Source organism: Catenulispora subtropica, assembly GCF_039531675.1.
GTDB lineage: Bacteria > Actinomycetota > Actinomycetes > Streptomycetales > Catenulisporaceae > Catenulispora > Catenulispora subtropica.
In genome coordinates, this window is the sequence record NZ_BAAAQM010000012.1 from 109,852 (window position 1) to 123,226 (window position 13,375).

Here is a 13,375-nt window from a genome sequence, read left to right on the forward strand (position 1 = left end):
GATGGCGGCGGCTCCCGGCCGGCGACGACGGCGACGGGCCTTCGCCGCGCTGGCGATGGCCGCGACCGCCGCCGCGGCGGCCGGGTGCGGCGGAGGCGGATGGGGCGGCGGCGGGGGCGGGGGCGCCGGCGGCGGCGCGGGCGGCGGCTCCGGTGCGGAGGCGAAGGCCGGCGCGAAACCGCTCGTGGTCGGACTGCTGCTGAGCTCCTCGGGCATGTACGGCTCGATCGGCGCGGACGTGCGCGACGGGTTCCAGCTCTACCTCACCCGGCACGGCGACCGGCTCGGCGGCCGGCCGGCGACGGTGAACTCCGCCGACGAGGGCAGGGGCGCCGGGGACGCCGCCGCCGGCCTGCAGGGGCTGCTGCACGGCGGCGCCCAGGCGATCGTCGGCCCGATCGGGGGCATGGGGTTCCAGGCCGTGGCGCCGATGGCGAACTCGGCGCACGTGCCGCTGGTCGGCGTGGTGGCGCGCCCGGACATGAACGACATCCGGTACGTGTGGAACGTCGCCTTCATGTCCACCGACCCGGGCACCGCTATCGCACCGTATATATACGCGCACATAAAAGGTCCCGTATACGCGATCGGCGGCAACTACCCCGGAGGGTGGGAGCAGATCCGGGGCTTCACCGACTACTACGCCTCTCTCGGCGGAAAGCTGGCCAACGAGTCGGGCCGGGCGGAGTTCACCTCGCCCTCGGACACCGCCGACTTCTCCCCCTACCTGACCGCGATCAAGGCTTCCGGGGCCAAGGCCGTGTACTGCTCTTTCACCGGGCAGGAGGCGGTGCGGTTCGTGCAGCAGTACGCGAAGTCGGAGGTACGGAACGTGCCTCTGTTCGCCGCCGGGTTCGTCACCGACGGCCCACTGCTCAAACAGGAGGGGCCCGCCGCGGCCGACATCACCTCGGTGCTGGACTACTCCCCCGACGTCGACACCGCCGGCAACCGCGCGTTCGTGGCGGCCTGGTCGGCCGGACACGACGGCCAGCAGCCCAGCGTGTACGCGCTGACCGGCTACGACGCCGCGGCGCTGCTGGACGAGGCGGCGGCCAAGGCCGGGCCGCAGGCGGGGGCCGAGGCCATCAACGCGGCGATCGGGGCGCTGGGCCGGATCGACAGCCCGCGCGGGGCGTGGCAGCTGGCGACGGCGACGCACGCGCCGATCCAGAAGTGGTACCTGCGGCGCGTGCAGACCGACGGCACGGCGCTGGCGAACGTGGAGATCCAGGAACTGGCGACGCTGCCGGACTGAGCCCGAATAAGCCGGACTGAGCCGGGCTAAGAAGATTCCTGAGTTTTCGCGGAGTCCGCGGCGAGGTACGGATACGGGGAACAACGGGGACACGGGGAACCAGGAGGATGCCATGACGCGTGCCGCGCGGATCGCGGTCGTCGGCGGGAGCATCGCGGGATGCGCGGGGGCGCTGGCGGCGGCCGAGGCGGCGCCGCAGGCGTCGGTGGTCGTGTTCGAACGCTCGGCCGGGGCCCTGCGCGACCGCGGCGCCGGCATCGCCATCCACCGCGACCGTTTCGCCGAACTCGCCGCCGCCGGCTTCCTGGACGCCTCCCTGCCGGGCTTCCACGCCGAGTCGCGCAGGTGGTACACGCGGGAGGGCGCCGCCGAGGTGCCCGCGATGGGGAAACCGCTCGCGGCGCACCCCTTCCCGTTCACCAGCCACAACTGGGGCCAGTTGTACCGCTACCTGCGCGAACGGCTTCCGGAGCGCGTCGAGTACCGTCCGGACACACGGATCGTCGAGGTGAAGCCGACACCGTCGGGCGCCGAGCTGACCCTGGCCGACGGCGGCTCGGAGTCCTTCGACCTGGTCCTGGGCGCCGACGGCTACCGTTCGGTGGTCCGCGAGGCCATGTTCCCGGGGATCACCCCGGAGTACGCCGGCTACCTGTGCTGGCGCGGCCTCGGCGACATGAACCGGATCAAGGGGCTGCCCGAGGAGGCGTTCTTCACGGTCGGTATCGCCACAGGGCACCTGATCGCGTACCCCATCCCGGCCGACGAGGACGGCGGCACCCGGCTGAACTGGGCCCTGTTCTCCACAGTCCCGCCAGAGCTGACCCCCGACTTCACCACAGCCACCAGCCTCCCACCCGGCGCGGTGTCGGAGTCGCTGCTCGATCACCTGGAAACCCTGATCAGCACCCAGCTACCGCCCTTCTGGGCCGACGCGGTGCGCACCACAGCCCGCGAAGACGTGTTCATCCAGCCGATGTACGACCTCCAGGCGCCCGCATTCGCCCAGGGCCGCCTCCTGCTGATCGGCGACTCGGGCGCGGTCAGCCGCCCGCACGCGGCGGCCGGAGCCCTGAAAGCCCTCCAGGACGCCGCCGCCCTCGCCGACCTCTGGCGCCAGACCCCTGACGCCACTGACGTCGCCGGCCTCGACGGCCTCGACGGCCTCGCACGGCGCTACGACGCCGTCCGCCGCCCCGCCGGCCACGCGGTGGTCGCCCTGTCCCGCCGCATCGGCCAAGCACAGGTCCGGCAGGTGCCGGACTGGGCCGCGTTCGGCGAGGCGGAGTTGTCGGCGTGGCAGGCCGCGCTGACGCAGGCGCCGGACGGGACGATCATGGGTGGGAGGCCTTTGTGATCACCGAACTGGACGGCCTGGACCCGCCGCCCGGGCGGCTGGTGTCGGACGGGGCGGCCCGCCGATCTGGCTGAGCCACGAAGCCCCGACCCGGAGTCGGTGGCTCGGCTGCGAGCCGAGCACGGGAGATCGGGGCTCTGGCCGGTGCCCGTCGACAGCCTCGAGTTCGAGGAGCACGCCGCATCGCTCAGGGGTGCGACGGCGTGGTCTTTCTGGTGGGACTGACTGAATCACGCCGAACTGTCCGACGCCAGGTTTCCCCGCCTTCCCGAGCCCGGCGCGTCGCAGCATTCTGACAGCCAGGCTCATCAGTCTTCGGCCGGCGCGGGACGCCGGCCGCTCGGGAGGGATCGTGATGTCAGCCACCGCATCAGCGCGCGCCGATCTGGGCCGTCCGCCGCGCCGCTTCAGAATCCTGCTGACACTGTTCGCGCTGGTCGCGGGCGTGGTGTCGGCCTTCCTGCCGGTCAAGGCGGCGCACGCCGCGCTGCCCGACGTCTGGGGGTACGGCTACCTGGACCCGGCCGGTCCCCTGCCGGGGCCGCTCACCGACTCGATCACCAGTGCCGGCACGGTGGGGCAGGTGTCGGGGAGCGGGGGCAGCTATCTCGTCCGGTTCCCCAACGTCGCGGCGCCGCAGGGGGTCGTGCACGTCACGGCCGTCGCCAAGACCGGGAATCCGGGGCCGCAGCCGCCGGCGTGGTGTGAGCCGGACCAGTACTTCGTGTCCGGGCCGGACGAGATGGTCAAGGTGAGCTGCTGGGTGCAGGGCGCCGGGACCGTCTCGCCGTTCTCGACCGGCTTCTCCATCAATTGGGTCTCCGCCACGTTCGCCGGGGCGCCGACGCCGGACCTGGCGTACGCGCAGTCTGATGGCGCGGCGGGGCTGCTCTCCCAGTTCGACTCGGTCGGGGCGCCGCTGTCCGTCGGTCACATGGGCGTCGGAGTGTGGCAGATCAAGCTGCCCGGAGTCGGGCCGACCGGGACGACGATCGGCGGTGACCTGCAGGTCACCGGACAGATCCAGGCTTCGGGGGCGCCGGCCCGCTGCAAGGTGGGCGCCTGGGTGAACGCGGGTGGCACGCAGCTGCCGACCGTGTTGTGCTTCGACGCCGTCAGCGGCGCGCCGGCCGACACCCGGTGGACCCTGACGTACCAGTACAAGCTTGACCTGCGCGGCCTGAGCCCGTTCGGCTGGGGCTACTTCTGGCAGCATGCCGGGGCGCCTCCGCTGACCGACTTCGACAGCGTCACGTCCTGGACCACGGTGACCAGCGCGGGGGTGCCGCCGTTCGGGATCACGGTCCTGATGCCCGGCATCGGGGTCACGGCCACGCCGTACTCCGAGGCGAACGTCACCGCCTTCGGCGGCGGCCCCGGCTTCTGCCGGCTCGGTGAGCCCGGCGGCGGGCCGCCGTGGTTCAACTCCGGCGGCACGCTGCAGATCCGTTCAGTGGACTGTTTCACCGGCGCCGGGGCTCCGGGGCCGACCGACTTCTTCGTGACCTACACGTCGAAGTAGCCGGCCGAGAACACCACTACGGGCAGGCGATGACCTGCCCCGCGTAGGAGAGGTTCCCGCCGAAGGCGAACAGCAGCACCGGCGCCCCGGCGGGGATCTCCCTGCGCTCCACCAGCTTCGCCAGCGCTATCGGGATCGACGCCGCCGAGGTGTTGCCCGAGTCCACCACGTCCTTGGCCACGACGGCGTTCACCGCGCCGAGCCGGGCCGCCAGCGGTTCGATGATCCGCAGGTTGGCCTGATGGAACACCACGCCGGCCAGGTCCTCCGGGGTCACCCCGGCCCGCTCGCAGACCTGGCGCGCCACCGCCGGCAGCGCCGTGGTGGTCCAGCGGAACACGGCCTGTCCCTGCTGGGAGAACCGGTTCGGGCTGCCCTCGATCACCACCGCGCGGCCCTGTTCGGGCACCGAGCCCCAGAGCACCGGGCTGATGCCGGGCCGCTCGTCGGCGGTCACGACGGCCGCGCCGGCGCCGTCGCCGACCAGCACCGCGGTCGAGCGGTCGGTCCAGTCGGTGACCGCGCTCATGAAGTCGGCGCCGATCACCAGCGCGGTGGCGGCCTGCCCGCAGCGGATCGCCTGGTCGGCCAGGGCGAGGGCGTGGGTGAACCCGGAGCAGACCACGTTGACGTCGATGGTGGCCGGGGCCGCCATGCCGAGCCGGGCGGCGACCCGGGCGGCGGTGTTCGGGCTGGCCGCGCCGGCGGTGCTGGTGGCGACCAGCACCAGGTCCACCTGCACGGGTTCGACCCCGGCCCCGGCCAGCGCCTTGGCGGCCGCGGCGGCGGCGAACTCGTCGACGGTCTGGCCGGGGTCGGCGATCCGGCGGGTGCGGATGCCCACGCGGGACGTGATCCACTCGTCGCTGGTCTCGACCAGCTGCGCCAGGTCGGTGTTGGTCACGACGCGGTCGGGCTGGCTGTGGCCGAGGGCCACGATCCGGGAACCGGGCACGCGGGCGCTCCTTGTCTCGGGGACGGCTTGCTCCCTACGATCCTTGCGCGCTGACCTACGGCGCTCCGGTCACGGAAGCCCCAAGCCGCTCGTGTCGGATCTGGAGGGTTCCGCCATAGGCGCCCCCGGCGCGCGGCCGGATACGCCGACGACGGCGGGTCATCGTGACGACCCGCCGTCGAAGCGCGGTGAAACCCCGCTTCATGCGCGCTCGCGCGAGCGGCCCTACGCGTATTCCGGCGTCATCGCCGCGGCCATTCGCAGATGCGTCTCGGCCTCGGCGCCCCGGCCCAGACGCTTGAGCGTCTTGCCGAGCATCACCCGGGCGTAGGAGTCGTCCGGGTGTTCGGCGAGCATCTCCTCCAGCACCGCGCGGGCCCGCCCCAGCTGCGCCGAGCCGAAGTAGGCCGCGGCCGCCACCCGCCGGATGTTCGGATCCTGACCGTGCTCGGCCAGCAGCGGCTCCAGCAGGACCAGCGCGCCCAGCGGGTCGCCGACGCCGACCAGGGTGTCGGCCCAGCGCAGGCGCTCGACCTCCTCGGGCAGCGCCCGCGCCGGCGCGGCCGACGCGCAGGAGTCGAGGAACTCGGTGATCGCCGCCGCCGACAGCGCGAACTCCAGCTGCCGGTCACCGACCGCGAGGGTCGGCGACACGCCGATCCCGCGCGCCTTGCCGATCAGCAGCAGGTCGCGCAGGCGCTCCCGGCCGGCGCCCGAGGCGAGCAGGCGCCCGCCCTCGGGGAACCCGGCCCGGACCGCGACGGCCGCGAGCTCGGCGGCGTCGCGGAGGTCGTGCGAGGCCAGCAGCTCGTGGACGACCCGGCCCTGCAGCGCGTGGCCACCGTGCTCCTCGGCCAGGACGAGCAGGCGCAGGGCTTCGCGCGGAGCCTCGGGATCGGTGGGATCGGCGATCAGAGGGCGCCAGACGGCTTCGACCGCCGAGCTCTGCCGGGCCGCCAGGGCGACGCGCAGACGCTCGGCGGCGACATGGGTCCACGGGTTGGCGATGTCGGCCCAGATCTCGATGCGCATGGCCGGGACAACACGGAGCAGAAGCGGAAGATTCCCGTGTGACCTGGGCCTCAGCGCACTACAACCGCGCCGGCTGCGTCCCCGAGAACCGCGCCTCGACCGCCGCGGACACGGTCTGCCGCTGCGGCTCCAGATCCAGCGCGGGAGGCCCGGCGTAGGAGGATCCGCCGGGTGCCGCCGCCATCGCGTACATCGCGCGCCCCTGCGGCGCGCCGCTGGAGGACATCCCGGTGTCCGCCAGCTCCAGCAGCTCGATCAGCGTCGAGCCCACCGCCTCGGCGTACTCGTGGGCCCGGCGCACCGCCTCGCCGACGGCCTCGTTGCGGGCGCGGCGGTACACGTCCGAATCGCGCCGCAGGCTCCAGTACGGGCCGTCGACCGAGCGGCCCTCGCCGTCGGCGAGTTTGGTCACCATCTCGCCGAGGACCGCGAAGTCCTTCACCACGATCCGGACCCGCACCGAGCCCTGATACGGTCCGATCTTGTCCGACTTCCGGCTGCGCCACTCCGGGTACACACTGAAGTGCCCGGTCTCCAGCTTCTCCAGCGCGCCACCGTACTCGGCCTTGACCTGGTCGAGCAGCTCCTTGTTGCGCTGCGTGAGCTGCTCCAGGGCGTCGCGGTGGTCGCGGGCGCGCGCGGTGACGGTGACCGCGAACTCGCACAACTCCGGATCGGCCTCCAACGTGGCCTCGCCCCGGACGCTGACGACGATGGGGGTGCCGGTGGGCGTGGGCTTGTCCGCCTGCTGCGTCATACCCGCCAGTCTGCCGCAGCCCCGGTGTTTCCGCGTCCGCTATGCATCCGCAGGGCCCTGAAGCGCCTCAGGACCGCACCAGCCGCGCGATGGCCTCGTTGGCCTCCTTGACCTTCGCGTCGGCCTCCGGGCCCCCGGTGGCCAGCGCGTCGGCGACGCAGTGCGCGACATGCTCCTCCAGCAGGCCGAGCGCGACCGACTGCAGGGCCTTGGTCACGGCGGAGATCTGCGTGAGGATGTCTATGCAGTACTTGTCCTCCTCGACCATCCGCTGCAGGCCGCGCACCTGTCCCTCGATGCGGCGCAGCCGCTTGTTGTAGTCGTCCTTGCGGTCGGTGTACCCGTGCATGGCCCGCTTCCCCATCCGTCGTCTCGGCCTGAAACTGTACCCCCATGGGGTAACCAGCCCGCCCGCGTCCCTGTTCCCGGGGTATCTACCCACAGTAACGGGCTGAAGTGCGCCGACCCGTAAGATTAACGCCATGAGCCACTCCGGAAGCGGCACCGCCCGCCCCATCACCATCGTCGGCAACCCGGTGCTGCACCACCCCTGCGCCCCGGTGGAGAAGTTCGACGACGAACTCGCCGCGCTCATCGACGACATGTTCGCCTCGATGTACGCCGCCGAGGGCGTGGGACTCGCCGCGAACCAGATCGGCGTGCCGTTGCGGGTGTTCGTCTACGACTGCCACGACGACGACGGCGTGCAGCACGTCGGCCACGTGGTCAACCCGGTGCTGGCCGAGCTGCCGCCGGATCGCCGCCAGCTCGACGACTCCGCCGAGGGCTGCCTGTCCGTCCCGGGCCCGCATCACGAGCTGGCCCGCCCCGACTACGCGGTGGTCTCCGGCGTCGACCTCAAGGGCGAACCGATCACCGTCGAGGGCACCGGCTACTTCGCCCGGTGCCTGCAGCACGAGTCCGACCACTTGGACGGGCGCCTGTACATCGACCGCCTCAGCAAGCGTCAGCGGAAGAACGTGCTGGCGGAGATGGAACGGATGCAGGCGGAGAAGGCCGCGGCGACAGCCGGCGACCTGTAGCGGCCCCGGCCCCGGACGGGCCGGGCTCAGCACAGGACCCGGGCTCGGCACGGACCCGAACCCGGATCACAACGCACAGCCCGACACGACGCAGAGCCGGATCGCAACGCAGAGCCCGACCACGACGCAGAGCCCGACCCCGCCGCAGAGCCAGGCGCCGGGCAGGCGGCCGTCAGCCGCGCCCGCGGTTCTGCACCGGCCCGCCCGAAACCGGCCCCGAGCCCGAAGACCCCGTCGGTCCCGGCGCGCTGGGCCCGGTCGAGGACGTCGTCGACGTTCCCGACCCCGTCCCGCTCGGCGCCGACGGGCCCGTGGACTCCGACCCCGACGGCCCGCCGCCGGGCGTCCACGTCCCCTGCCCGCCGGTGGACGTCGGCGTCCCCGGCTGCGAGCCGTCGGTCGGCTGCGGCGGGCTCGGCAAGTCGGTCTGCCCCTGGTTCGGGTCCTGCTGCGTGCTCTGGTCCGTCGGCGCGCCCTCGGTCGACGTCCCCGGGTTCATTTCCTGCGGCAGGTTCTGCGCCGCGGTGAGCGTGAACGACTGCGCCGGCGTCCCGGCCACCGCCTTGCTCATGTACGCCGACCACAGCGGCGCGGCCAGCGCACCGCCGCCGACCGTCTTGCCGGCCATCCCGTTGATCGCGGTCAGGCTGCCGTCGTCCTTCTGCCCCCACACCGCCACCGCGGTCGACAGGCCCGGGGTGTAGCCGACGAACCACGCCGACCCGAGCTTGGTGCCGTCGCCGGGCAGGTCGGTGGTGCCGGTCTTGCCGGCCACGTCGCGGCCGTCGGCCAGGGCCGCCCCGGCGCCGGAGCCGTCCACCACCACGTCCTGCAGCGACCGGGTCACCTGGTCGGCGACGTCGGCGCCGAACGCCGGCTTGGCCTGGACCTGGTGGGTGTAGACGGCCTTGCCGCCCTGTTCGACGCTGGTCACCGTGTACGGCTCGGCCTGCTGGCCGTGCGCGGCGAAGGTGGCGTAGGCGCCGGCCATCTGCTCGGGGTTGGTGGACACCACGCCCAGCGGCAGCGCCGGCACACTCTGGTTCTTGGCGTCCACCGGGATGCCGGCGGCGCGCGCCGCGTCGGCGACCTTGGTCATCCCGATCTTCTCGCCCAGCTCGACGAACACGGTGTTGATCGACTGGTTCAGCGCGTACTGCACCGAGACGTCGCCGTAGCTCTGCCCGCCCTCGTTGGGGATCTGGGCGTTGCCGCCGGGGACGTGGTACGGCGAGTTGCCGTCGAAGACGTCGTCCACCGTGCCGCCGGCCTGCAGGTAGGCCGCCAGGGCGAAGGTCTTGAAGGACGAGCCCGGGGACAGCGTGCCCTGCCAGGAGGCGTTGAAGGCCTGCTTGGCGTAGTCGTCGCCGCCGTACAGCACACGCACCGCGCCGTCGCCGGGCACGACCGTGGCGATCGCGGTGTGCACGTACTTGTCGACGTCGCGCACGCTCGGATCCAGCTGGTCGGTGATCTGGCTCTTCACCGCGGCCGCCGCCTGGTCCTGCATCTTGGCGTCGAACGTGGTCTTGACCGTGTAGCCGCCGGTGACCAGCTGCTCGCGGGTCAGGCCGGTCTTGGCCTGCGCCTCGGCGATCGCCGCCTCGACCAGGTACGGGTACTGCGCGTCGAGCTCGCTGGAGGGCCGCGGCCAGGGCGAGATCGCCGGGAACCGCGCGGCGTCGCGCTGCTCCTTGGTCAGCTTGCCCATGGCGACCATGCCGTCCAGCACGTAGCCCCAGCGGGCCTTGAGCCGGGCCATCGCCTGAGGTTCCTTCTGCGCCGTCTCGAAGTACGAGGGCGCGTTCACCAACGAGGCCAGCACGGCGCCCTCGGCGACCGAGAGCTGGTCGATGTCCTTGGCGAACCAGGCGCGGGCGGCCATCTGCACGCCGGAGGCGCCGCGTCCGAAGTAGACGGTGTTGAGGTAGCCCTGCAGGATCTCGGCCTTGGACTGCTTGTCCGAGATCTTCATCGAGATGACGGCTTCCTTGATCTTGCGTGACAGGGACCGCTCGTCGGTCAGGTAGGCGTTCTTCACGTACTGCTGCGTGATGGTCGAGCCGCCCTGGGTGTCGCCGCCGCCGAGGTCGTTCAGCACGGCGCGCGCCGTGCCGGTGACCGAGATCGCGCTCTCGGACCAGTAGTTGCGGTCCTCGGCGGACAGGAAGGCGTTCTGGACTGGCTCCGGGACCTTGGACAGCGGCACGTCCTGGCGTATCTCGGGGCCGCGACGGCCCAGGACGACGCCGTTCTCGTCGACCACGGTCAGGTGCTGCTGCGTCACCGACTCGTTCATCGGCGGGATGGGGATCGAGGCGTAGACCGCCCAGGCTCCGCCGGTGACCAGGATGACGAAGGACAGGAGGACGGCGCCGACCAGCCGGAAGGACGGGATCCAGCGCCTCAGCCCCGTCCTGCCCCGGCGGGGATAGTCGATCAGTCGTTTTCCACCCAGGGCCATCTCCGTCGACTCCTTCCGGACCGTCCGGCCCCCGTGGCCGCCAGGTGTCCCGCCGTCCATTCTGATCTGTTGTCAATACATCAGACCATCCCCGTCTCGGTGAATGCGGAGGAAACGGACGTGACACCAGTCGCATCACCGTACGCGACCGGCCGCCGACTCAACGACTAGTTGCAAACTCTTCGCAACTGCAAAATAATCGCGTCTGAGAACCGCACACCGACCGAGGGGGGCGCCACGCGCCATGACAGCCACCACCGCGAGCGCGACGGCGGGCGCCGCCGGCACCTCCCGGCTCGCTCGGCTCCGGGCCAGCCTCACCCCCGCCGAGTGGTACCGGGTCGGCGGCATGTTCGGCTTCATCGCGCTGCTGCACGCCATCGGCTGGGGCCTGCTGGTCGCGGTCGTGGTGCCGGGGCACTACAAGGTCGGCGGCGGCCTGTTCGGCGTCGGCACCGGTGTCACCGCCTACACCCTGGGCATGCGGCACGCCTTCGACGCCGACCACATCGCGGCGATCGACAACACCACCCGCAAGCTGATGGCCGACGGCAAGCGGCCGCTCAGCGTCGGGTTCTGGTTCTCGCTGGGCCACTCCACGATCGTGTTCACGCTGACCCTGCTGCTCTCGCTCGGCCTGAAGGCGGTCGGGGTGCAGCTGTCCGACGACAACTCGACGCTGCACAGCGTCGGCGGCGTCATCGGCACCACGGTCTCCGGCACGTTCCTGTACCTGATCGCGATCTTCAACCTGGTGATCCTGGTCGGGATCATCAAGGTCTTCCGGCAGATGCGCAAGGGCGACTACAGCGAGGCCGAGCTCGAGGAGCACCTGAACAAGCGCGGCTTCATGAACCGGTTCCTGGGCCGACTCATGGAGTCGGTGAAGGCGCCATGGCAGATCTACCCGATCGGCGTGCTGTTCGGCCTGGGCTTCGACACGGTCACCGAGATCAGCCTGCTGGTCCTGGCCGGAACCTCGGTCGCGGCCGGCCTGCCCTGGTACGCGATCATGTGCCTGCCGATCCTGTTCGCCGCCGGCATGTCGCTGCTGGACACCATCGACGGCTCGTTCATGAACTTCGCCTACGGCTGGGCGTTCTCCAAGCCGGTCCGCAAGGTCTTCTACAACATCACCATCACCGGCCTGTCGGTGGCGGTGGCGCTGATCATCGGCACGGTCGAACTGCTCGGCATCCTGTCCGACAAGCTGGGCTGGACCGGCGGGTTCTGGGACTGGGTCGGCGGCATCGACCTGAACACCATCGGCTTCGCCATCGTCGGCGTGTTCATCGCGACCTGGGTCGTGGCCCTGGCGGTGTGGAAGTTCGGGCGGATCGAGGAGAAGTGGACCGCGGGCCTGGCCGGCGGGCCGGTGGGGCCGGTGGGGCCGGTGGCCGAGGAAGTTACCGGCGAGTAGGATCACCGGCATGGTTGATGAGACAGCGGCGCACAGCGCCTCGACAACAGGTGACGGTGGGCGACGGGCGGGCGAGACCACGGCCGCTGAGGCCGAGCCCTTCGACATCGGCGCGTTCCTGACCGCCGCCGTGCCCATGGTCGGGACGCTGGGCCTGGAGTACGTGGAGACGACGGCCGAGCGCGCCGTCCTGAAGTTCCGCGACCAGCCCGAGTACCGCAACCACGTCGGCGGCCCGCACGCCGGCGCCATGTTCACGCTGGCCGAGTCGGCCTCCGGCGCGGTCGTCGTGGCGGCGTTCGGGCACCTGGCCGCCGAGGCCACGCCGCTGCCGACCACGGCCACCATCGACTTCAAGAAGGTGGCGCGCGGGGACGTCACGGCCACCGCGACCCTGGGCCGGCCGATCCCGGAGATCCTCGCCGAGCTCGCGGGCGGCACCCGGCCGGAGTTCCCGATCCACGTGCGGATCCAGCGTGACAACGACGAGGCCGTCACCGGGGAGATGACGATCGTCTGGACGCTGCGGCCCAACAACTAGAACGGGAAGAACCGAGAACCCGCCACGGACGCGTGGCGGGTTCCTCCATCTGCGGAGCAGCCGGCGGCTCTCCGGTCAGGCGACGGACAACACCGAGCCCTGCGCCACCGCGACCAGCGAGCGCGCGCCGTCCTCGCTGACGGCGACCAGATCGCACCGGCACACCGCCTGCCGCCGCCCGGCGTACGTGACGCTCGCCTCCGCCTCCAGCGTGGCGCCCGAAGCGGGCCGCATGTAGCTGATCGTCACCCCGCTGGTGAGCACCTCCGCCCCGAGCTTCGTCCCGGCCGCGAAGGTGATCGCGTTGTCGGCCGCGTAGGCGAGCACCCCGCCGTGCATGAAGCCGTTCTGCTGCTTCAGGTCCTCCCGGATGTCGAGCGCGAGCACCGCGCGGCCCGGCTCGAAGGCCATGAGACGGGCGCCCACCAGGACGCTGAACGGCTGCGCGGCGAGGACCTTCCGCGCCGATGCGAGGTCGAGGGTGATCATGGAGCCCCATTCTCCCGGTCGGGCCGCCCCGCACCAAGGGGACCCCTCCCCCGCACCCTGCGAGCCCTTACTCGGCCGCCTTCAGCTTCCGCCACCCGCCGGCCCGGTTGTTGGCGATGATCTGCGCGAACATGGCGGCCAGCGGCTCGGCGGGCAACTCCTCGCCCTCGTACACGGCGACGGTGCGCGCGGTCTTGTTCTCGTGCCCGGCGGTGATGATGCCCTCCGGGTCCGGCACGATCGCGCCGTCGTAGAGGAACACGTTGACGTGGTCCTTGGTCCCCATCAGAGCGCAGATGTTGCCCTTCAGCACGAAGTAGGGCTGCACGGTGCGCTTGACGGTCTCCTCGACCTCCGGGTCGGCGGCGTGCACCAGGTCCCGGACCTGATGGCACACCGCCTGCTGCCAAGCGGGGAGCGCATCGATGTAGGCGTCGACGCGGGGATCCTTGGTGTACGACATGGAGCCATTCTGCTCCCGCAGCTTCGCCATCTCGGTGTGGTCCCTCGGTGTCCGTTCACGCACGTGATGATCAG

13 protein-coding genes are annotated in these 13,375 nt (G+C 71.7%); 6 read left to right on the top strand and 7 right to left on the bottom strand.

Going from position 1 to position 13,375, the window contains the following annotated elements; translation table 11 throughout:
- The first annotated feature begins 1 nt into the window (after position 1).
- The 3 genes from ABD466_RS13065 to ABD466_RS13075 all read left to right on the top strand — a co-directional run bounded on the left by ABD466_RS13065 (position 2) and on the right by ABD466_RS13075 (position 4,137).
- Positions 2–1,258: an ABC transporter substrate-binding protein gene (locus ABD466_RS13065; RefSeq protein WP_344657264.1), complete on the top strand. Its 1,257-nt coding sequence runs from the start codon at positions 2–4 to the stop codon at positions 1,256–1,258.
- 112 nt (positions 1,259–1,370) lie between these two features.
- Positions 1,371–2,615, top strand: a complete 1,245-nt coding sequence (locus ABD466_RS13070) for a Rossmann-fold NAD(P)-binding domain-containing protein (protein ID WP_344657265.1) — start codon at positions 1,371–1,373, stop codon at positions 2,613–2,615.
- 355 nt (positions 2,616–2,970) lie between these two features.
- A complete protein-coding gene (locus ABD466_RS13075) occupies positions 2,971–4,137 on the top strand; it encodes a hypothetical protein (protein ID WP_344657266.1) in 1,167 nt (388 codons plus the stop codon).
- A 16-nt stretch (positions 4,138–4,153) separates the two neighbouring features.
- Here the strand turns inward: ABD466_RS13075 and ABD466_RS13080 are convergent, their stop codons facing one another.
- The 4 genes from ABD466_RS13080 to ABD466_RS13095 all read right to left on the bottom strand — a co-directional run bounded on the left by ABD466_RS13080 (position 4,154) and on the right by ABD466_RS13095 (position 7,230).
- The gene (locus tag ABD466_RS13080) at positions 4,154–5,092 is read right to left on the bottom strand and encodes a beta-ketoacyl-ACP synthase III (RefSeq protein WP_344657267.1); all 939 of its coding nucleotides are present in this window, start codon (positions 5,090–5,092) and stop codon (positions 4,154–4,156) included.
- A gap of 225 nt (positions 5,093–5,317) precedes the next feature.
- Positions 5,318–6,124 carry a tetratricopeptide repeat protein gene (locus tag ABD466_RS13085; RefSeq protein WP_344657268.1) on the bottom strand — a complete coding sequence of 269 codons (807 nt, stop codon included), beginning with the start codon at positions 6,122–6,124 and terminating at the stop codon, positions 5,318–5,320.
- 58 nt (positions 6,125–6,182) lie between these two features.
- A complete protein-coding gene (locus ABD466_RS13090) occupies positions 6,183–6,881 on the bottom strand; it encodes an SIMPL domain-containing protein (protein WP_344657269.1) in 699 nt (232 codons plus the stop codon).
- Positions 6,882–6,948: 67 nt separating this feature from the next.
- Positions 6,949–7,230, bottom strand: coding sequence for a metal-sensitive transcriptional regulator (locus ABD466_RS13095; protein ID WP_194910670.1), 282 nt, complete (start codon positions 7,228–7,230; stop codon positions 6,949–6,951).
- A 133-nt stretch (positions 7,231–7,363) separates the two neighbouring features.
- Here ABD466_RS13095 and def point away from each other — a divergent pair, with 133 nt between their 5' ends.
- Complete coding sequence (gene def / locus ABD466_RS13100; protein WP_344657270.1) at positions 7,364–7,924, top strand: peptide deformylase; 561 nt, start codon at positions 7,364–7,366, stop codon at positions 7,922–7,924.
- Positions 7,925–8,096: 172 nt separating this feature from the next.
- Here the strand turns inward: def and ABD466_RS13105 are convergent, their stop codons facing one another.
- Positions 8,097–10,388 (bottom strand): transglycosylase domain-containing protein, encoded by a 2,292-nt coding sequence (locus tag ABD466_RS13105; RefSeq protein WP_344657271.1) that lies wholly within the window; start codon positions 10,386–10,388, stop codon positions 8,097–8,099.
- A 244-nt stretch (positions 10,389–10,632) separates the two neighbouring features.
- Here ABD466_RS13105 and nicT point away from each other — a divergent pair, with 244 nt between their 5' ends.
- Together nicT and ABD466_RS13115 are read left to right on the top strand one after the other, a co-directional pair.
- A complete protein-coding gene (gene nicT, locus ABD466_RS13110) occupies positions 10,633–11,808 on the top strand; it encodes a Nickel transporter NicT (RefSeq protein WP_344657272.1) in 1,176 nt (391 codons plus the stop codon).
- A 10-nt stretch (positions 11,809–11,818) separates the two neighbouring features.
- The gene (locus ABD466_RS13115; protein ID WP_344657273.1) at positions 11,819–12,349 is read left to right on the top strand and encodes a DUF4442 domain-containing protein; all 531 of its coding nucleotides are present in this window, start codon (positions 11,819–11,821) and stop codon (positions 12,347–12,349) included.
- A gap of 75 nt (positions 12,350–12,424) precedes the next feature.
- Here the strand turns inward: ABD466_RS13115 and ABD466_RS13120 are convergent, their stop codons facing one another.
- Together ABD466_RS13120 and ABD466_RS13125 are read right to left on the bottom strand one after the other, a co-directional pair.
- Entirely contained in the window at positions 12,425–12,838 is a 414-nt protein-coding gene (locus ABD466_RS13120; protein ID WP_344657274.1) for a PaaI family thioesterase, read from the bottom strand.
- A 67-nt stretch (positions 12,839–12,905) separates the two neighbouring features.
- The gene (locus ABD466_RS13125) at positions 12,906–13,301 is read right to left on the bottom strand and encodes a DUF1801 domain-containing protein (RefSeq protein ID WP_344657275.1); all 396 of its coding nucleotides are present in this window, start codon (positions 13,299–13,301) and stop codon (positions 12,906–12,908) included.
- Positions 13,302–13,375: the final 74 nt, after the last annotated feature.